The sequence below is a fragment of the Haloplanus litoreus genome (genome assembly GCF_045690335.1).
In the GTDB taxonomy this organism is placed as follows: Archaea; Halobacteriota; Halobacteria; order Halobacteriales; family Haloferacaceae; genus Haloplanus; species Haloplanus litoreus.
Genome location: NZ_CP147874.1, coordinates 2,941,277 through 2,960,879 on the forward strand (window position 1 = coordinate 2,941,277; position 19,603 = coordinate 2,960,879).

Genomic DNA, 19,603 nt, shown 5'->3' on the forward strand with positions numbered 1-19,603 from the left:
GACGCGACGTGGGGACGGGAGTCCTAGTACTCCAGCCGGTCCCCCTCGGAGTATCCGTCGGGACAGGGATCGGATTCGGAGCCTGGTGAGGAACTCGTCGTCTCGGGGCTACCGAGAATGCTCTCGTCGTCGGCACCGGTCACGGCGGTACCCGAACTCTGTGGCGAATCGAAGGTGTAGGTCGTGTACTTCGGTCCCTGCGGCGGGGTCGCGGAGCCGTACTTCACGACCAACGCGTCGATGCCGACGCCGCCGGTCGACCAGTCGACCGCTGTCGGATCGCCGTCGTCGTCGGTGTCGCGAATGGCCGTCTGGCTGATAGTCACCGGGCCGACGTCGCGACCGTCTGCCACGCAGGCCGCGAGGAAGCTGATGGCGCCGTCACCATCGACGTCGCCGGCGCCACCGCCGGTACCGTTGTCGTCGTCATCGTCACCGTCACCGGTGTCGCCACCGGTGTCGCCGTTGTTCATGCCGGAGCCGTCGTTGTGCCGGCACTGCTCGGCGTAGAGACCGAGGTCGAAGGTCATGGAGTCGGACTGGATCTCGTTGCCGTGGTCAACCGGGACCCACCACGCGAACACGAAGGAGTGTTCGGTGCCGCCGGAGAAGCAGTTCCGGGCGCCGGCCGCGCCGCCACCCTCCGGGGCGGGGAGGTCCCCGTTGAGCGCCGTGCCGAGGCTGCCCTCGCCAAGCATCCCGAGGACTTCCGCGATGGAGCCGACCACGAGCGGAGACTCGTCGCCGTTCTGGTAGTTGTTCCCGTCGTCGAGCCACACCGCCGCCTGCACGGTGTCGAGGAGTTCGACCTCGCCCGGAACTTCGTCCGGATCGTCGGCTTCCGGTTCGGTGAGGCCGTTCTCGCTCGCGCTCCGGAGCGTTCCGTCGAGCCAGACGAACCCCGGATTGTCACACAGGATGAAATCGAACGTGACTTCACCGAAGTCGCCGGGCTTTACGTCCTCGAGTTTGATCACCGGTCGGCCGATCCCGTCGGCCTGGTCGGTGTCGTCGAGTGGACAGTCCAAGCCGTCGTCGTTGTACGAATCGTACTGGGTGTTGTCGAGGAACTGCGCCGCCACGTCGCCGTCCCGGCCGTCGTCGTCGGGGTCGTCGTCGGAGACGGCGATCAGCCACGCGGCGTTCGCCGGGAGACCGACCTCGTTGTCCGTGAGGTCGTCGACCCCGCCGGTGTCACCGTCACCGGCGTACATCCGGACGTTCGGGACGTCCACGTCCTCGTCGTCGCTCCAGTCGGAGTAGTGGGCCGAGTAGCCGACGCCCATGTCGAGCGTCCCGGCCGTGATCCCGTTGTTATTGAACGTTTCCTGGTCGCTGAAGTACGCGGAGGTCCCGAGTCCGGCGCCGGCCGACGCCACGCCGATCGTGCCGAGGGCCGCGAGGGCTTTCCGCCGCGAGATGTCGAATTGGTCAGTCATGAATCGTATCACTCACCCGAATGGTGAACACCTAAATTGTCTAACCAGTCGCTGTGAGATAGTTAATCGTAAGTTTTTGTTTCAAAACCAGTGATTAACCGGCCGGTAACGGACGATTACCAGTCAGCCACGGGGCACCCACGGCCCGTCAGTCGGTGGGATGATCGTCGAACCGGTCGGTAGTCCCCGTGGCGAGTGTTTATTATGTCGGTGACCATACTCCCGGTAGATGACCGACCCGCCGGACTCGCTCGCATCGTTCATCGGGAGCGGGGAGGTGACCCATCGCTCGTTGGCCGTCGTGAACCGGACACGCCCACAGCCGATTCACGACATGCTCGAAGAACTGTTCGCCCAGCAGACGGTGTCCGTCGAGGAACTCGACGTCCCCGACTCGGAGGAGAACCTGGTGGTACTGCTCGAGGAGGGCGACGTGGTCGCGACGTCACCGCTGAAGGCGCTCGAAGACGAGATCCTGCTGGTCAACTCCGATCTCTACGTTACGGGCGCGAAAGCGCTCGAGGACGTATCGTTGCCCGCGGTGTTCGAAGGACTGGAAGAGACGCCGTTCAGGGTCCGTGGCTATCCGGCTTCGAACTCGGAGAAACTCCCGCTGATCATGATGTCACGGTACATCGAGAAACTGGCCTGGGAAGACGGGGTGGGGTGCCTCCGCTCGTCGTTCCAGCGGCTCTCGCGCCTCGACGACGAGCGTGGGACGCGGAAGGTGTACCGCAAACTCGGATCGACGGACGTCGACGTCCACGTCTACGGTGTCCCGGACTGGATACCGCCGAAACCTTTCCCAGGCGTCGTCCACGCCGGCTACTTCGGCGAGTTTCGGTCCTCGTGGTTCGTCGTCCACCACGCCGACGACGAGGACGCCCGAACCGCAGCCCTGATCGCCGAACACGTCGGCAACGACGAGTGGGAGGCGCTGTGGACCTTCCAACACGACCGGGTAAGCGCCGTCAATCGGTACGTCGAACGCGCGCTGTAGGCCGGCAGGACGCCCCTCACGCGTCGGCGGACTGGGTCTTCGATCCAACGCCAATAGCACGCCGCCGGAGCGCGACCCCGGCCACAAGACAGACGAGTATTCCGCCGTACCAGACGAGGTGTACGGGGCTGTCGGGCGTCGACACCGCCTCAACGGCGGCCATCCCGACAACGTAGGCGACGGTGCCGCCGGCGAGGAAACGCCAGACTCCGACGGCCGTCACGGAGGCGAATCCGACCCCCAGCGCGACGGCGGCGAGGAGAACGACCCCGAGCGTCGGGCCATCGCCGACGAGCGCCGCCAACCGTCTCCAGTACACGTCCCCCGGTGGCCACAGCACCAACCCCGAGAGCAAGGCGAACGCCGCGCTACCGGCGACTTCGCGGTGGAGGCCGGCCATTGGTCCCCGTTCACCCACCCGTATCAAAACGGCACCGAAGCCGGACCCGGCCGAGCGTCGTCGAACCTCGGCCCGCTGACGTGACCACTGGATACCAAACAGATAGAATATACAGAATACATAACAATCAGATATTACTCGAATATATCTGCAAATGGGCAGATAAGCACAAAAGCCATTATAGGGACATATAGCGCCTCTCGAACCGCTTTTCACTGTTTCTCGGAAGTGAACTCGTCTGCATCGAGATAACATAAGAATAATGGGATGTATTGCGGCCTGTTTCGGTGAATCTCCATCAGAGCCATCTCAACGGAGTTATACACTGATCTTCTCATTCTAAAACTTATTTTGCTTATGATATAATGGACGAAGATTATTTCGTCTATAAATGATATGAAATGATATATACTTCGGAATGATAAGTTATTAGATAGATTCGGGGGCGATCGTCGGAATGGTTCACCAGGTATATCAAGGTGCTGTTCGTAGGATCGTGTGATCCCATGGCAGACGACGCAGACGGGAGGCCCTCGAGCAAGGTCGCGAGGCTCATCGAGACGTGCGACTTCGACGAGACGTTCGGGGACGAGCTCGAAGCGCTCTGGACGGCCGACGGGCCACAGCGAAAGAGCCTCAGGAACCTGGCCGACATGTTCAACCGGCGACTTCTCGAAGTGGCCCTGACCGAGGCGGGGATCTCCACCGTCGACGGGGAAGTCGCCAATCTCTATCGGTTGCTGACGGGGGATGACGTGAGCAGTGGGATGCGCATGGAGGCGCGGAACCGCCTCGAACGCAACGGGGTGGACGTCGACGAGCTCGACTCCGACTTCGTCACGTATCAGGCGATCCGGACGTACCTCACGGACTACCGGGATGCCGAGTACGAGGGAACGAGCGGCACCGACCGGGTCGAGAACGTCCTCGACACGATCCAGCGGCTTCGCTCACGCCTCGATTCGGTCGTCCAGGGGAGCCTGGATCGACTCCGTTCGACCGAGCAGCTGACGCTTGGGGAGTTCCGCCTGTTCGTCGACGTAGACGTCCTCTGTGAGGAGTGTGGCACCCAGTACGGCGTCGTCGAACTGCTGGAGCGGGGCGGCTGTGACTGCGACGACGAGCCGTGACGAATAACAACCATAGATCCGTTATAGCCGCGACACGCGGCACGCCCGGGACTCAGATATCCGTGACCCGGGCGTAGTCGTCGTCGAGGGCCTGCGCGTCCTCGGGTAGCAGGGCGACGACGAGGAAGTCAGGGTAGTCGGCGATGTAGTCCACCAGGTCGGCGAGTCGCATCGAGTCGATGGCCTCCAGCGAGTCGAGGAGCATGAAGGGAACCGTTTCGTACACCTCGTGGACGAGGTAGCCAGCCAGGGCGAACACCAGTCCGGTTACTTCTCGTTCGCTCTCGCTCAGGTGATCGACGGTATCCTCGTAGGTCGCCCCCGAGTCAGTACTGCGGACCACGTGGAGTTCGAAGGCCTCCCGTTCGACCTTGCGGCGACCCTCCCGAACCTCGCGTTCGACCCGTTCGATCCAGATGCGTTCGAGGTTCGCGTACCCGAGGATGTCGAGGACGGCGTCCATGTGGTCGTTGAACTTCTCGACGGACTCCCGTTCGATCCGTTCGATCCGGGTGCGGAGATCCGTCAGTTCCTCGCCGAGTCGCTCGCGCTCGGCGCGGATCGACTCCTCCTCGGCGAGACGCTCCTCGATCCGACCGATTCGATCGGTTACGTCGTCGAGGTCGGATTCGAGGCGGCCGAGTTCGAACTCGAGCTGGTTCGCTTCCTTGTGCAGGTCGAGCACCTCGCCGAACTCCTCGGCTTCGAGAGCCTCCACCGCAGACTCTAGGTCGTCGATGTCGTCGCTGAGCTGTGAGCGCTCCTCACGCAGGTCGTCGAGTTTGGTCTCTCGGCGGTCGAGTTCGTCGTCCAGGTCGTCGAGTTTCCGCTCGACCGTCTCGCGACGCCGCTGTCGTTCGCGGTGGGTGCGCTGTTCTTCCTTCAACTCCTCCAGATCCGCCTCCAGCGACCGGATTCGGTCGAGTTTCTCCTGGCGAACCTCGCGCAACTGCTCGAGCGTGTCCGAGATGCGGTCCGTCGGCACCTCGGAGCCACAGGTCCAGCAGACGACCGTGTCGTCGACGAGTTCGTCCGTCACCGCCCCGTCGCCGTCGTCGAGGACGTCGGAGACGGAGCTCTCGTCGCCGGACAGGAGATCCTCGTTGAACTGGATGACGTCCTGAAGGTCGCTTACGTCGCCCTCCAGACGATCCGTACGGTCCCGGAGCCGAGATATCTCCCCGTCGAGTTCGTCGTGGTCGCCCATCGGCGCCTCCGGCAACTCCGCCAGTTCGCTCTCGAGTTCGCGTCGCTCGGCCGTCAGCGATTCGATGCTCTCTTGTTGGAGGTCGATGTCGGATCGGATCCGTTCGAGGGCGGCGCGCTTCTCGCGCAGGTCGTCGAGTCGTGCTTCGAGTTCGCGTTTCTCCTCGCGCGTCTCGTCGACGTCGGCGTCCAGCGATTCGATGGCGTCCTCTTTCGCCGCCAGTTCCTCGCGCTTCTCCGCGATATCACCCTCGAGTTGGGTTCGGCGTGTCTCCAGTTCGGGGAGTTCTCCCTTCAGCTCTTCCAGTTCCGCGAGTTCCTCGTCGACACGGTCACGTTCCCGTTCGCACTTCCGGATCTCGGTCTGGATGGACTCGGTGTCGACCGGTCGCATGATGAGTTCCCGCAGATCGGCACTCCTCGTGACCGCTCGGCGGGCTTCGTTCGATTCGAGGAGAAAGGCGAAGAGATCGGCGAGTTCCGGATCGTCGAGGTACGGGTTGCCGCCGGCCGTCACGGTGCCGTTGGTCCGTGTCAGCGTCCGCGTGTACCGATCGCCGTCGAGCGTGAGTTCCGCCCGTCCCTCCGTGGCGTCGCCTTTCAACGAGACGTCGTCGCTCCCCATGACGCCCATGATCGACCGGAGAAACGAGGTGCGGTTCGTCGCGTTGCGCCCGGTCAACACCGTAACGCCCGGCCCGATGTCGACCGTCGCCTCGTCGATTCCGCCGATGTTCTCCACTCGAAATCTGGCCGCTTGCGCGATTCCTTGCGACTTCGTCATGCACGTGGTCAAGGTCCAGTCGTATAAAAAAGCACGGCCCTCGATGCGTCACGGTCACAAAAAAAAGCTAACTCCAGTAGAGCTGTTACAAAGCTGGGCCGGACGAACGTGTTCGTGCCGATCGGCGAAGCGACTGGACGAACAACAGGTGGGGGACCGACGTGCGGGTCGTGGTCTGTCGAGGCGGTATTCTCGGAGACGTCGCCGTTCGATCGAGCCAGTTCGGGAAGCGGACGACCGTGGACGGGGGACCCCTCGGGGGCGGACCGGACCGTACTCCACGGAGACGGTCGACGAGGGGGAGGAGCGTACGCGGTCCGGAGCAACGGAGCGTGACGTGAGCGACCGCCGGGACGTGTTTCGGGGGACCCTTCGAGTTCTGATCACGAACGCAGATGTCAGAAACAATATTATACTGACTAAACATAATTTAGGAGTCACTAATCACGCCGGTCCCCCCCGCATCGCACTCTCGCGAAAAACGCAGCTATCGCGCATCGATCACTCGTTTTCCGTAGAATATTGCTCGGCGTAGTATGCACGCTCGAACGCCAGTCGCCGGCATATTAGGAGTACAATTGACAAGTAAAGTATTCAATATATCCACATTTTGTGTGGTTTTCGTTCTATCGATCGTCGAATAGCGAAACGAACGCCGCAATAATTACAGGTTCACCGGCCAGAACTTCCAGACCGAATATGTATTTTATACTGATTATCTTTCTCGTCTATATTTCTGGAGCCGACCAGGGGAGCATCCCGAACGGTGCGTGGATCGATGGGTGCCCGCGAGTCACGTCGTGGACGGAGAGCGGAGTTCCGCCCGGGAGGGAGGTACGTCAAGGGGGCACGAGACACGCGAAAGACCCACGCGTCGCGACGTCGAAGGGGCAGACCGGGAGTGCCCGAAACCGCCGGTGCGGGGAACCGACCGTGTGCGGCGGACGGGAGGTACCGTTTCGCACTGAACGGTAGTGTTCAGATAAGCTGATTCCATGCGAAGGCGAACGATCTGAGCCACTCGTTTGCAGTTTCTGCTTCGGCGTTGCTAAAACAGTTTGAGAAACTGGTAGTTCTTCGCTTTATCTCACGAAAGACACGTTCGACGCTGTTCCGATTTCCATGACGTTCGTATCTGAAATCGAGGCTGTGGCGACGGCAAGCGTCATTTAGTGGTGTCGCGCCATCGACGAGAAACACGGCGTCGTCAACGTCGTGTTTCTCGCGTAATTCACTGAAGAACGCGTAAGCGATAACGTTTGTTCTTGTCGGTTCAAGCTTTGTATGTAGTAATTTGTTCGTCTCTGGATCGACCGCAGCGTACAGCCAATACTGCTCGTCGTTGAGTCGGATCACCGTTTCATCAACCGCTACGTGATCCGGGCTTCGACCTTCTTCGGGCTGTAGATCGGCCTTGTGAACCCAGTTGTGAACGGTGGATCGTGCGCGTTCAACACCGAATATCTCAAGAATAGAAACAGTATTCGAAAGTGATAGTCCAGCAAGATGGAGCTGAATACTGAGCTTCATCAACAGCCGCGGTGTTGCCTCTCGTTCCACAAAACCTAACTCGATTCGGTCGATACAACCGCCGAGGCTAGCGTTTTCGGGCATGAATCACTCAGAAAACGCTACGCCTCACCTTTCAATCCTTATCTGAACACCGCCCACTGAACCGGCCCATGATTTTATACCGAAGGGTCCGAACTGACAGGGCGAATGCAGTTGCTCACCACCGACCAGCGCGAGTTCGTGGACGAGGTTCGAGAGGTGGCCGAACGGGAGTTCGCCGACGAGGCGTACACGTGGGAAGGCGAGGTCCCGTGGGAGAACATCGAGACGTTGCGGGAGTCCGGACTCTACGGGGTAAACCTCCCGGAGGAGTACGGGGGACAGGGACTAACCGACTTCGAGGCGATGTTGTTGGTGGAGACGGTGGGGCGCGTGTGTCCCGACACGGGCTACCTCGCTCACAATCAGCATTTCACCGCGCCACGCTCGATCAACCACCTGGGTACGAAGGCAGCCAAGGAGAAGTACCTCCCCCTGGTGACGGAGGAAAACGAGTTCGTCGCGTTCGCCATCTCCGAACCGGATGCGGGCTCGGACGTAGCCGCCATGGAGACTGCCGCGACGGACGTCGAAGGGGGGGTCATCGTCGACGGCGAGAAGACGTGGGTGGGCAACGCGTCCAAAGCGGCCGCAGCCGTCGTATGGACGAAATTCGACGACGGTCTCGGGTCGGTCGTCGTCGATTTCGAGGACGCCAACGTCGAGATCGTCAACCGGTACGAGAACATGGCCGGTCAGGAGCAAACCCATTTCAGGATCCACGACGCGTTCGTCCCGGAAGAGGACGTCCTCGCACGGGGGACGAGCGGATTCATCGAACAGATCGACGCGATAAACTGGGATCGCGTCGGGTGTGCGGCGATCGCGAATGCACAGGCAGCCTGTGCCATCGATCTGGCCCTCGAGTACGCGCAGGGACGGGAACAGTTCGGTCAGAAGATCGGTGACTTCCAGGGGATCGAGTGGAAGTTCGCCGACGCCGCGACCCAACTGGAGGCTTCGCGGGCGCTCACGTACACCGTCACACGCAACGCCGTCGAACGGGGCGGCTCACCCGATCGAATGCACGCCGCCATGATCGCACTGTTTTCGGCGAACATGGTAGAAAAGGTCGCCAGCGAGGCGCTCCAGGTTCACGGCGCCAGGGGCTATCAACGCGGAAACCCCATCGAATACCTCTATCGGGTGGCCCGACGCTGGCGTCTCGCCGGCGGAACCGACGAGATCCAGCGCAACAACATCGCCGACGTACTCTCCGACGAGGGAACGTCGGCGCTCTTCTGAGCACGCTTCGGGTGCCGGTTCGCGGGGGCGGCGTCGGCTACAACGAACTCCTCGAAGAGCGGCCCGGGCGAGTGCTCTCACATTGTGTCGACGACGACGGAACGGACAGGGTCGGCGCCGTCCCGGACCCACCCTAGTTGTTCACGAGTTCGGAAAGTCCCCCCCCGTCGCTCGACTCCCGCCCGCCTGGACGGCAAGCTCCGTCCCCGGGGACCGGTAGCCGAACGCCGGGGTGTCGGACGCCACCCCGTCAGATCGAGAGGTCCCAACGGCGTCCGTCCCGCCGTTCGAGTCGGTCGGCAACCCCCGCAGCCAGCCGGTATTCGGAGCCGTCCGACACGACGTCGCCCGTTCGTTCCAGATGATCCAGGTGAGCGTACACCTCGCCGGGACCGTGGAGGGCGTGTATCCCCGCTAACTCCCCGAACAGCTCACGACTGACGGTCCAGGTGTCGACCGGGCCACGGCGCTCGACGGTGGCGAGGACGTTCCACGCACGTTCTTCGTGGTGGCGGACGATCGATGCCGCCCGTGTGGCGGGGTCAGTGATCGGATCGCGATGCCCCGGCCAAGCCGTCTCGTACCCGGCGTCGGCGATCGTTCGAAGGGCGTCGAGGTATCGCTGTAACGGTCGTTCGACGCGGACGTCCGCCCCGCCGACGTTCGGTGTGTACACCGGAAGGAGGGCGTCCCCCGAGAACACCACCGAAGCTCCGTCGAGCGTCGTTTCGAAGAGACACAGTCCCGCTGCGTGGCCGGATGCATGGACGACTTCGAGGTGGCGTCCGTTTACCGAGAACACGTCACCGTCCTCGAACGGAGTCACCTCCGGTGTCTCGTACACCGGAGTGTCGACCATCCGGTCTCGGATCTCCGCCCGCTTCGACGCCGGCAGTCCCCATCCGTCGAAGTACCGCTCTTGGAGCGAGCGAAGGGCCGCCCAGCTGTCCGGGTCCCCTTCGACGAGCGGGGCGTCGCGAGCGTGGACGTGGACGCTCGCGCCGCTTCGGGACTGAATCTCGCCAGCGAGTCCCGTGTGGTCCGGATGCCAATGGGTGAGATAGATCCGGTCGATCGCTTCGATATCCAGATCCCGTCCACGCAAGAACGCTCGGAGTCGATCGCGGGTGGTATCCGTCCAATCGCCGGTGTCGATCAGAATCGTGTCCGTGCCGTCCGCGAGGAGATAGGCGTTGTTCTCCCCCTCGAACGAAGCGTTCGACAGCGAGACCCGTTCCATGCGTGCGCTAACGACCCACCCGTGCTTATATTGTCGGACGATCGTCCGCGATTCGTTTCCGGAGACGAGGACGGGCTACCGTGCCCCGACAGAGTGATCGTATAGTTACATAAACTTGAAAAAGTGTGATATCGACCTCCACACCATGGAGACGCCGAACCGAACCGAGTCGATGGTCCTGACGGCGCCCGAAGATCTGGAGATGCGGTCCTTCGACGTTCCCGACGTGTCGGAGACGGGCGGCGGACTACTCGAGGTTGAACTGACGTCGGTCTGTGGGTCCGACATCGGTCGGTATCAGGGAAAGGGGTACAGCACCATGTATCCGGTCATTTTCGGCCACGAGGTAGTGGGTCGCGTGGTCGAGGCGAGCGAGAACGCTCTCGACCGCTTCGGTGTGTCGATCGGCGAGCGGGTCGTTCCGGAGCCGTACATCCCCTGCTACGCGTGCCGCAACTGCCAGAGTGGAAATTATCATATGTGTGATAAGGGACGATGTTACGGAGTGACCATGACCGCCGACGAACCGCCGCATCTCTGGGGCGGGTACGGTGAGTACATGTACCTCCACCCGAACTCGAAACTCCACTCCGTCGCCGAGGACGTCCCCCCGGAAGCGGCGTGTCTCGGAACCGTCATCGGGAACGGCGTCCGGTGGGCCCGTACCAAGGGACAGATCGGTCCGACCGACGACGTCGTCGTCATCGGTCCCGGGGCCCAAGGGCTCTCGACGGTGCTCGTCGCGGCCGAAGCGGGTGCGGATCCGGTCGTCCTGCTGGGGCTCGCCTCCGACGACGACCGCCTGGCGCTCGGCGAGGACCTCGGCGCGACCCACACGGTCGTCATCGACGAACGGGATCCGGAAGCGGCCGTCGACGAGGTGACTGGGAGTGAGGGGCCTGACGTGGTCGTCGTTGCGGCCCCGGACTCACGGGCCGTCGAACTCGGACTCGACCTCGTCGCCCCGCTCGGTCGCCTCGTACTGCCCGGTATCGTCGGCGAAGCGACCGAGATCGAAACGGACCGAATCGTGCGCGACGAGATCAGTATTGTCGGCGGGCGGGGACAGGCCCTCGACGTCGAACCCGCAATGGAGCTGGTCGAAACCCACGCCGAAGACGTCGCACGGATCAACACGCACACGTTTCCGGTCTCCGAAGCCGACACCGCGATCCGGCGCCAGCTGTCCGGGGACGCGTTCGACCCGGACATCATTCACGCGGCGCTCTATCCCGACTGACGGCGCCACGTCCCTCCTCGTGGCGTATCGGTCGCGCCGAAACCGGTCGACTACGGCCGGTCGTCGGTTCGGGAAGGGAAACACGTCCCCCGCCGTTCCACGTTCGCCGGCGCCTCTCGACGGGCGGTCCCGTCACGCCGTGCCCGAGCCGGCGCGACGTCACCACGGGGACGGGCCCTCTTCGGGCACCACCTCGAACGCGTTGATGACGCACGCGAGCATGCTGTAGTATCCGATGGTGGCGGTCGCGTCGGTGATCCCGCGCGTTCCGAAGTGGTCTTTGGTGCGCTCGAAAAGCGCCGTCGGGACGGCGTTGTCGCGGAGGACGCTCCGGACGTATGCGACGATGAACGACGCCGGCTCCGACAGCTCGTCGGTCGGAGCCCGGTCGAGCACCGCGTCGATGGCTGCGCCGTCGACGCCCGCTTCGCGAGCCAGCGGCTCGTGGGCCACCCACTCGAAACGACAGTCGAACTCGCGGGCGACCGTGAGGATGATGAGTTCCCGTTCGGCCCCGGATAGCTCGCTCTCGAAGCGCACGTACGATCCCAGATGCCCGATCCGTCCGGCGATGGGTGGACTGTTCAACAGCACGCCGAACGGTCCTCTGACGCGCCCGCGGGTGTCCGCGATGCGGTCGTACTGCTCGTGTTGGTCCTCGGGTAACTGGTCCCGTTCCGTAATGAACGGCAGTCTGTCGGTATCGCCCTGCATGGGGGCGAAGATGGGTGGCCGCGTAATAATCCTTAGTCCGTGTCGCCAGATCGGTGGTCGGGTGTGTTCGTCAGCCGGCCACACACCGTCGCTGCGGCGGAAAGGAGCGTTCGACTCCCGTCGCACCCGAGCCTAGTGGTTGGCTGCCGTGAGCAGGAACCCCCCATCTACGGGGATCGCCGCTCCCGTGATGAACCGCGCCCGTTCGCTGGCGAGAAAGACCGCCGTCCAGCCGACGTCCCAGGGACTACCCTCGAGAGCGTACGGTGTGGCCTCATTGCGTTTCTCCCGCTCGTCGGCGAGGTGGCGCGCGATGCCGGGCGTCCAGATCAACCCCGGAAGGAGACAGTTCACCCTGATCCGATCGCCACCGTGGTCACGGGCCATGGCTCTGGTGAGTCCCATCATCGCCGATTTCGTGGTCGTGTACGGTGCCGAGGAGCCGTCGCGTTTCGGGCGCAGGGCGGTCGCCGAAGAGACGTTGAGTATCGAGCCACCGCCACACTCCCTGATGTAGGGAACGGCGTATTTCGACATCGAGACGGCACTCAGCAGGTTTATCGAGATCGACTTCTCCCACGTGTCGAAACTCGCCCTCTCGACGCTCTCCCGGGGTGCTCCCCCGCCGACGTTGTTGTGGAGGACGTGGAGTGCCCCGAACCGGGACACCGTCTCCTCGACGATCCGCCGACAGTCGTCCGGATCGGTGACATCACCTTCCAAGGAGAGGTAGTCGCCGCCCTCCTCCTCGATGATGCGTTCGGTGATCTCCATCCACTCGGGTTCCTTGTCGACCAGCGTCACCTTCGCCCCCTGCCTGGCGAGGAGGATCGCAGTCGCGGCACCGTTTCCGACCCCGTCCCCGCCCCGTGTTCCGGCCCCAGTGACGATTGCGACCTTCCCGTCCAGATCGTCGCGTCTGCTTGCCTCCCGCGCACGCTCGATCGTCGCTTCGATGTCGTCGGAGCTCATGGTAGTTGTCAACGTTTCTCACTCATCGCCGCTCTCCGATAAGAGGTTGTCGGTGGAGGACTGTCCGGTGGCCGCTCCGGAGCGGCCGTCGCCGTGGTACGGCCGGTACCGGCACGATTTCCGAGCCAGCCGGGAGCGGACTGTTCCGGCCCATGTTCATACTGCTGGATTCGTTGAATCCGCCGGTCGACGACGTCGTCGATGCGGCCGGATGGGTGTCGCCTACGGTCCCGTTCGAGGCGCGGTCACGTTCTTCTCACCCCCGTAACGCGCACCGAGCGGCGTCGTACCGACGCGTTCGACGCCGTCGGGTGTCCGTTTCGGTCGTCGGAACGCCGCAATCGAATCCCGGCCGGAGGATCCGTTACGCGTCGACACCGCCGGTGACGCGTTCGATCACCCGCGCACACTGCAGTGCGCGCCCGTCCTCGAACATCGGGGCGATCACCTGTGCGCCGACCGGCAGGCCGTCGACCGACCCGGCGGGGACCGAGACGGCAGGCAGGCCGGTGAGACTGAACGGTTTACACAGCGAGTACTGCAGTCCGTCTTCGGCGGACTGGATCGCGCCGTACTCCGGGGGCAGCGTCCGGAGCGTCGGAGTGAGGAGGACGTCGACGCGGTCGAACCGCTCTGTCAACCGCTTCGTGAATCGGATGGCTTCGCGGCGGGCGGCGACGTACGATCGCCCGTCCGTCCACCGGTCCAGGAGCGCCCCCGGTAGGACGCGCTCGGCGACATGGGCGTTGTACGGAGGAGCCGCAAGCGCCCGACGCCACTCCGGGTCGTACCCCGTTCCCTCGCCCCGCACGACGAACGACTGCCTGACGAGCCACGCGTACTCGGCCCCGTACATGAGCGAGTAGGCGTGTTCGACCGTCTCGGGTATCGCGACCGTCACGGGCTCTACGGTGACGCCGTCGTGCGCTCGGAGTGCGTCGGCGACGCCGGCGATCGCGTCCGCGACCGGATCCGCCACGAGGTCGAACGTGGACTCGACGACCCCGACCCGTATCGAGTCGAACGCGCCGAGGGAGTCGGCGAGCGAGCCGGGGCCGGGGAGCACCGAGGTCGGGTCGCGCGGATCGGGGCCGGCGATGGCCGCCAGCACCCGGGTAGCCGTCTCGACGTCGGGCGCCAGCGAGCCGACAGTGTCCGTGGACGGCATGTTCCCGACGACGCCGAACCGGGGGACCAGGTGGTGTGACGGCTTCACACCGACGAGGCCACAACACGCCGCGGGAACGCGGACGCTCCCCCCCGTATCCGTCCCGAGAGCCGCGTCGACCAGGCCGCCGGCGACGGCCGCACCGCTCCCACTCGACGAGCCACCGGGGACACGACCCTCCGCGACCGGATTGTGGACGCGGCCGAACTCGCTCCACTCGCCAGCGGGACCGAAAGCGAACGCGTCCATGTTCGCCTTGCCCACGATGTGTGCGCCCTCGTCGAGTAACCGCTCGACCACCGTCGCGTCGAACGACGGGACGTACGACACGTCGGTGGAGCCACACGTCATCGGGAGGCCCCGTACGGCGATGTTGTCCTTGATGGCGACCGACACTCCGTCGAGGCTCCCGCTCGAGTTCGCCACCCGAGGAGTGTCGTACACGGCCAGAAGCGCGTTGTATGCGTCGTCGGACCGGACCCCCGACGGCTCGACGGGGTCGTCCGCGTCGCCGGACAGTTCGTCGATAGCGTCGTCCAGTTCCCGGCTGTACGCGAGAACCGCCGACTCGATCCCGTCGTCGACGGGCATCCCGAGTTCGTCGGCAACCTCGCGGAGCGCGCTCTCTTGGGAGGTGTCGTCGACCATATCACCGACGATCACACCGACCGAGATAATCGTGTCGCCGCTCCAGTACGTCGCCGGCGGCGGGTGTGGAGGACGCCGCCGACGGTGCCGGGTCCACAGGACCACTCCCGCCGCTTCGCCGGATCGGCCAGACGCCCCCGAGGCGGAGCGACGGCGGGATGGAGGGCGCCAACCTCGTTCCCGTGCCAGCACCGGCTCCGGGCGATGTCGAACGACGCGTCCCCCTCGTCCGTCGCGTTCGACGGCGGTGAGGGGTGGTCCCTTCGAATCGCGGGGGAGCCACGCCGAGGACACTCGGCGGCGGCCGATACCGGCAGCAGGTGTCGTCGTGGGAAACCTTTTCTACGCTCTCTATGGATGCGTGTCACATGGACCTGGAGATAGACGGCAACGCAGCGCTCGTGACGGCTTCGTCGAGCGGACTCGGCAAGGCATCCGCGAAGGCACTCGCGCGCGAGGGCGCCGACGTGGTGATCAACGGCCGCGACGAGAGGCGTCTCGCGGCGGCACGGGACGACGTCGAATCCGTCGCCGCCGACGGCGTCGACGTCGTGACACAACCGGGCGACCTGACGGACCCGGACGACATCGAGCGACTCGTCGAGACGGCGGTCGACGAGTTCGGTCGGCTCGACCACCTGGTTACCAGCGCCGGGGGACCGCCGTCGGGCCGGTTCGTCGACATCGGCGACGAGGAGTGGTACGAAGCCTACGACTTGCTCGTGATGAGCGTCGTCCGCCTCGCGAGGGCGGCCCAGCCACACCTCGAGGCGGACGACGGCGGCACCATCGTCACCATCACCTCCCGTAGCGTCAAGGAGGCCATCGACAGCCTCGTGCTGTCGAACTCGGTTCGGATGGGCGTGATCGGACTGGAGAAGACGCTCTCGAAGGAGTTCGCCCCCGAGATCCGTGCCAACGCGGTGTTGCCGGGACCGCACGAGACGGCCCGCATCCAGAACCTCGTGGAGGCGGCGGTCGAGCGGGGCGAGTACGACTCCTACGAGGAGGGGCTGGCCGACTGGGCGGCGAACCCGCTCGGCCGGATCGGCGATCCGATGGAACTGGGCAACACCGTGTCCTTCCTCTGCTCGCCGAAGTCGGGCTACATCAACGGAACGGCGGTCACCATCGACGGCGGCTCGACGGGAGCGAACCTATGACCGGCCGCGACGTTCGGGGTGATCGCCGATGAAGTACCTGGCACGCACGACCGACGGACGACCGTTGGTGGGCGACAGCGAAGGATTCGTCCCGCTGGGCGCCGTCCACCCGGAACTGGGGAGCGTCCGCGAGGCACTTCCGCGCGCCGCGGCGGGAACGCTCGGCGACCCGGCCGACGCGCCGGCCGAACCGGTCCCCGCGGACGCCCTACCGCTGGCCGCACCGCTCGAACGGTTCGGAAAGCTCTGGGGTATCGGCCTCAACTACGCGGAACACGCGGGGGATCTCGACGAACAGCGCCCCGACGAACCGGCGAGTTTCATGAAGCCGAATACGGTACTCACCGGCCCGGGTGGACCGATCCGGCTCCCTCCGAGGGAACAAAGCGAGCGGGTGACGGCCGAGGCCGAACTGGCGGTCGTCATGGGCCGAGAGTGCCGCGGTGTCGCCGAAGGGCGGGTCGGGGAGGTGGTCGCCGGATATCTCCCGGTCATCGATATGACCGCCGAGGACATCCTCCAGCGGAACCCGCGTTTTCTCACGCGTGCCAAGAGCTTCGACAGCTTCCTGGTAGTCGGCGAAGCCCTCGCGGTTCCCGACGACCCGCTGGATCTCGCGGAACTTCGCGTCGCGACCGAAGTCAACGGGCGGGTCGAAGCCGAAAACGAGATCCGGAACATGCTGTTCCCGCCGGCGGAGATCGTCTCCTTCCACTCGGACGTCATGACCCTCGAACCGGGTGACCTGTTCAGCACGGGGACACCCGGCGCAGCGCCCATCGAACCCGGGGACGACGTCCGTGCGACGGTCGACTCGATCGGCTCGGTCGAGGCACCCGTGATCCGGTAGGCGGCGGGACGTCCCGCCGTCACGACACGCCGCACCGGCGGGGAGAGTCCCGACCCCACGACCGGATCGGAGGCGTTCACCGAACAGCGGCTCCGAAGCGAGTGAACCGAGGGACGACACGCCGTGACCGGGGTGGTACCATGGGAAAATTATATCATCCGGGTCGCCGACCTTGCCGGTATGGAGATAGAGTCCGTCGAGTCGTATCCGATCGAGATCCCGCTGGAGACGCCCGTATCGTTTTCCAACCGGACGATCCACTATCGGGATCACGCGATCACGCACGTTCGAACGGCCAGTGGCATCGAAGGTGTCGGCTATTCGCTGTGCTACGAGGCGGCGGAGCTGGTGGCCGATGCCGTCGAATCGCGTCTCGCCCCGGTGCTGGAAGGGGAAGACCCACGCGACACCGAGCGGTTGTGGAACGAGATGTACGAGGGGAACATCCAGATCGGCCGGGCCGGCCTGTTCCTGCGAGCCATCTCGTCCGTGGACATTGCGCTGTGGGATCTGAAGGCCAAGGCCGCCGAGCAGCCGCTCTACAAGTTGCTGGGCGGTCACGCGGACGCGGTTCCGACCTACGCGAGCGGCGGGTACTATCGCGACGACAAGGGCCACGAAGGGCTGCGAAACGAGATCAACCGATACCTAGACGAGGGGCACGACGCCGTGAAGATGAAAGTCGGTCGCCGATCCCTCCCCGAGGAAGTCGAGCGCGTAGCGGCCGTCCGCGAGGAGATCGGCCCCGACAGGACGCTGTTTTTGGACGCCAACGGCGTGTGGTCGTCGGCGCCCGAAGGAATCCGTGCCTGCCAGGCGTTCGAACCGTACGACCCCTATTTCATGGAAGAGCCGGTCATGATAGACCGGGTCGAGACGATGGCACAGGTCAACGACGCCATCGACTACCCCGTCGCCACGGGTGAACTGGAGGGGACGCGGCACAATTTCGCCAACCTGTACGATCGGGGCGCGGCCGGCATCCTCCAGCCCGACGCGACGGTCTGTGGCGGAATCACCGAGTGGCTGCGGATCGCGAAGTACGCGTCGGCCTACGACGTTCCGATCGCCCCCCACTACAACTGGAACCTCCACGCGTCGCTGGTGGGGGCCGTCGAAAACGGGATGATCGTCGAATACTTCTACCGCGACATGGACGTGAAGGTGTTCGACGACGTCGTCGAGGAGCCGCTCGGACCGAACGACGAGGGGATGATCGAGTTGCCGGACGCGCCCGGCCACGGCGTCGAACTCGACGAAGACGCCCTCCAGGAGTTCAGAATCTAACCGCTCCGATCCCCACGGCCGGGACGGGCTCCGAGTACGGACGCACGGCCGACGGTCGCCCCGCGTCGGGTACGCCGTCTCCACACCGGTCCGGCAGAGACGACGAGCAGGGGCGGCGATGCTACGCGGGACGGTCCGGCAGTACTATCGCAACGTGACGCGGGACAGCACCGGGAGGCGGTTGCAGCCGACCGCGAGTACGACGGCTCCCGAGAGGAGGAAGAACCCGCCGATCAGTGCGAACGCGACGAGAACGGTCGAGACGTCGATCACCACGCCCAAGACGACGGGACTGACGAGTCCGCCGAGGGAACTCAGTGTGAAGACGAATCCGAAACTCCGTCCGGTCGACTCCGCCGCCGAGTGGGCACTCACCAACCTGTCACGAGAGGCGAAGACGAGGCCGTACGCGCCGCCCGACAGCCCGAACGACGCGACGAACGTGAGCCGACGGACTGCGGTGACGTTGCCCACGACGAGCAGCAACGAGAGTGCCACCGTCGCCGTCGCCGCGGCGATGACGTATCGCGGATCGAACCGGTCCGCGAGAACGCCACCGACGAGGACGCTCACGGCCGTAACCGCGAAGAACACGGACAACGCCGTGTTCCCGGTCGCGTCGGTCAGGCGAAAGCCGTCGATGGCCAGCAGCGGAGCGAACGTCCGCACACCCGTTCCGGCGACCGAGAAGAAAACGAAGAACGCAGCCATCACGACGATCCCCGAACGGAGGACCGTGTCCCGACCGCTGGCTGCCTGCCCGTCCGATCGCCGTTCGTCGGCGTCGATCTTCGTACGATAGACCGGTCGGAGCGCGACCGCCGCACCGACCGCATACGCGACGCCGACACTACCGACGATCAGGAGCGCCGTCCGCCACCCGTAGACGTTTTCGAGCGCCCCGACGATGAGCGGTGCCGCCGCGTAGCCGAGGTAGCCACCGAACGTGTGGAGACTGAAATTTCGCCCGACCGTGTCCGGATCACTGACGGTCTCTACGATCGGATAATCGGCCGGGTGAAACGTCGACTGACCGACGCCGGACACAGTGGCGAACGCCAACAGGCCGAGATAGGACGACGACGTGCCGGCGAGAAACACCCCGAGGGACGTGATGGCGACCCCACCGACGAACACGCGTTTCGCGCCGACGAGGTCGACGATCCCACCGACGAGCACCTGGAACAACATCGCGGCCGAGATTCCGGCGACGAGCACGCCGAGCTCCGCGTTGGTGGTCCCGAATTGTGCTCGTAACGACGGAAACAGCGGTGGAAACACGAGGAGATAGAAATGGGACAGGAAGTGGCCGCCGGTGACGATACCGACGGTGGACACGCCCCGATCGAGCCCTGACGACGGCATGTACTGTCCGGAACTCGAATCGGTTATAAAATACTTCCGGTCCGTGTGACGCCGGTCGGCCGTGTCCCGTGCTGTGCCGTCCCGTCTCATCTCCGACGGGACTGGACGTCGGGCCGGAGGAGAGGACGACCGGAGTGCGGT

At 64.5% G+C, this 19,603-nt stretch carries 16 protein-coding genes; 7 read left to right on the forward strand and 9 right to left on the reverse strand.

Going from position 1 to position 19,603, the window contains the following annotated elements; all coding sequences use genetic code 11:
- Positions 1-23: 23 nt before the first annotated feature.
- Positions 24-1,439 carry a SipW-dependent-type signal peptide-containing protein gene (locus V8686_RS15640; RefSeq protein ID WP_379705991.1) on the reverse strand — a complete coding sequence of 472 codons (1,416 nt, stop codon included), beginning with the start codon at positions 1,437-1,439 and terminating at the stop codon, positions 24-26.
- Positions 1,440-1,668: 229 nt separating this feature from the next.
- Between V8686_RS15640 and V8686_RS15645 the strand changes: the two genes are divergently transcribed.
- A complete protein-coding gene (locus V8686_RS15645; protein WP_379705993.1) occupies positions 1,669-2,439 on the forward strand; it encodes a DICT sensory domain-containing protein in 771 nt (256 codons plus the stop codon).
- Between the two features lie 16 nt (positions 2,440-2,455).
- Here V8686_RS15645 and V8686_RS15650 read toward each other — a convergent pair whose 3' ends face one another.
- On the reverse strand, positions 2,456-2,839 hold the full coding sequence (locus tag V8686_RS15650) for a hypothetical protein (RefSeq protein ID WP_379705996.1): 384 nt from the start codon (positions 2,837-2,839) through the stop codon (positions 2,456-2,458).
- A 506-nt stretch (positions 2,840-3,345) separates the two neighbouring features.
- On the opposite strand from V8686_RS15650, the gene rdfA reads away from it, so the two are divergent.
- Complete coding sequence (rdfA, locus tag V8686_RS15655; protein WP_379705999.1) at positions 3,346-3,969, forward strand: rod-determining factor RdfA; 624 nt, start codon at positions 3,346-3,348, stop codon at positions 3,967-3,969.
- A 52-nt stretch (positions 3,970-4,021) separates the two neighbouring features.
- On the opposite strand, the gene V8686_RS15660 is transcribed toward rdfA, so the two are convergent.
- Both V8686_RS15660 and V8686_RS15665 read right to left on the reverse strand, forming a co-directional pair.
- Positions 4,022-5,959: an archaea-specific SMC-related protein gene (locus tag V8686_RS15660; protein WP_379706002.1), complete on the reverse strand. Its 1,938-nt coding sequence runs from the start codon at positions 5,957-5,959 to the stop codon at positions 4,022-4,024.
- A 978-nt stretch (positions 5,960-6,937) separates the two neighbouring features.
- Positions 6,938-7,573 (reverse strand): IS6 family transposase, encoded by a 636-nt coding sequence (locus V8686_RS15665; RefSeq protein WP_379706005.1) that lies wholly within the window; start codon positions 7,571-7,573, stop codon positions 6,938-6,940.
- 105 nt (positions 7,574-7,678) lie between these two features.
- On the opposite strand from V8686_RS15665, the gene V8686_RS15670 reads away from it, so the two are divergent.
- Positions 7,679-8,815: an acyl-CoA dehydrogenase family protein gene (locus tag V8686_RS15670; protein ID WP_379706008.1), complete on the forward strand. Its 1,137-nt coding sequence runs from the start codon at positions 7,679-7,681 to the stop codon at positions 8,813-8,815.
- 250 nt (positions 8,816-9,065) lie between these two features.
- On the opposite strand, the gene V8686_RS15675 is transcribed toward V8686_RS15670, so the two are convergent.
- Complete coding sequence (locus V8686_RS15675) at positions 9,066-10,055, reverse strand: MBL fold metallo-hydrolase (RefSeq protein ID WP_379706011.1); 990 nt, start codon at positions 10,053-10,055, stop codon at positions 9,066-9,068.
- Positions 10,056-10,200: 145 nt separating this feature from the next.
- Here V8686_RS15675 and V8686_RS15680 point away from each other — a divergent pair, with 145 nt between their 5' ends.
- Positions 10,201-11,295 carry a zinc-dependent alcohol dehydrogenase gene (locus V8686_RS15680; RefSeq protein WP_379706014.1) on the forward strand — a complete coding sequence of 365 codons (1,095 nt, stop codon included), beginning with the start codon at positions 10,201-10,203 and terminating at the stop codon, positions 11,293-11,295.
- 159 nt (positions 11,296-11,454) lie between these two features.
- Here V8686_RS15680 and V8686_RS15685 read toward each other — a convergent pair whose 3' ends face one another.
- The 3 genes from V8686_RS15685 to V8686_RS15695 form a co-directional block, all read right to left on the reverse strand.
- Positions 11,455-12,009: a carboxymuconolactone decarboxylase family protein gene (locus V8686_RS15685; RefSeq protein WP_379706017.1), complete on the reverse strand. Its 555-nt coding sequence runs from the start codon at positions 12,007-12,009 to the stop codon at positions 11,455-11,457.
- Between the two features lie 132 nt (positions 12,010-12,141).
- Positions 12,142-12,981 (reverse strand): SDR family NAD(P)-dependent oxidoreductase, encoded by an 840-nt coding sequence (locus V8686_RS15690; protein ID WP_379706019.1) that lies wholly within the window; start codon positions 12,979-12,981, stop codon positions 12,142-12,144.
- A 364-nt stretch (positions 12,982-13,345) separates the two neighbouring features.
- Entirely contained in the window at positions 13,346-14,797 is a 1,452-nt protein-coding gene (locus V8686_RS15695; RefSeq protein WP_379706022.1) for an amidase, read from the reverse strand.
- 368 nt (positions 14,798-15,165) lie between these two features.
- On the opposite strand from V8686_RS15695, the gene V8686_RS15700 reads away from it, so the two are divergent.
- From V8686_RS15700 to V8686_RS15710, 3 genes are all read left to right on the forward strand, one after another.
- Positions 15,166-15,960, forward strand: a complete 795-nt coding sequence (locus V8686_RS15700) for an SDR family oxidoreductase (RefSeq protein WP_379706025.1) — start codon at positions 15,166-15,168, stop codon at positions 15,958-15,960.
- A 28-nt stretch (positions 15,961-15,988) separates the two neighbouring features.
- Positions 15,989-16,810 (forward strand): fumarylacetoacetate hydrolase family protein, encoded by an 822-nt coding sequence (locus V8686_RS15705; protein ID WP_379706028.1) that lies wholly within the window; start codon positions 15,989-15,991, stop codon positions 16,808-16,810.
- 180 nt (positions 16,811-16,990) lie between these two features.
- Positions 16,991-18,097, forward strand: coding sequence for a mandelate racemase/muconate lactonizing enzyme family protein (locus V8686_RS15710; RefSeq protein ID WP_379706031.1), 1,107 nt, complete (start codon positions 16,991-16,993; stop codon positions 18,095-18,097).
- A 144-nt stretch (positions 18,098-18,241) separates the two neighbouring features.
- Here V8686_RS15710 and V8686_RS15715 read toward each other — a convergent pair whose 3' ends face one another.
- Complete coding sequence (locus V8686_RS15715) at positions 18,242-19,462, reverse strand: MFS transporter (protein WP_379706034.1); 1,221 nt, start codon at positions 19,460-19,462, stop codon at positions 18,242-18,244.
- Positions 19,463-19,603 lie beyond the last annotated feature (141 nt).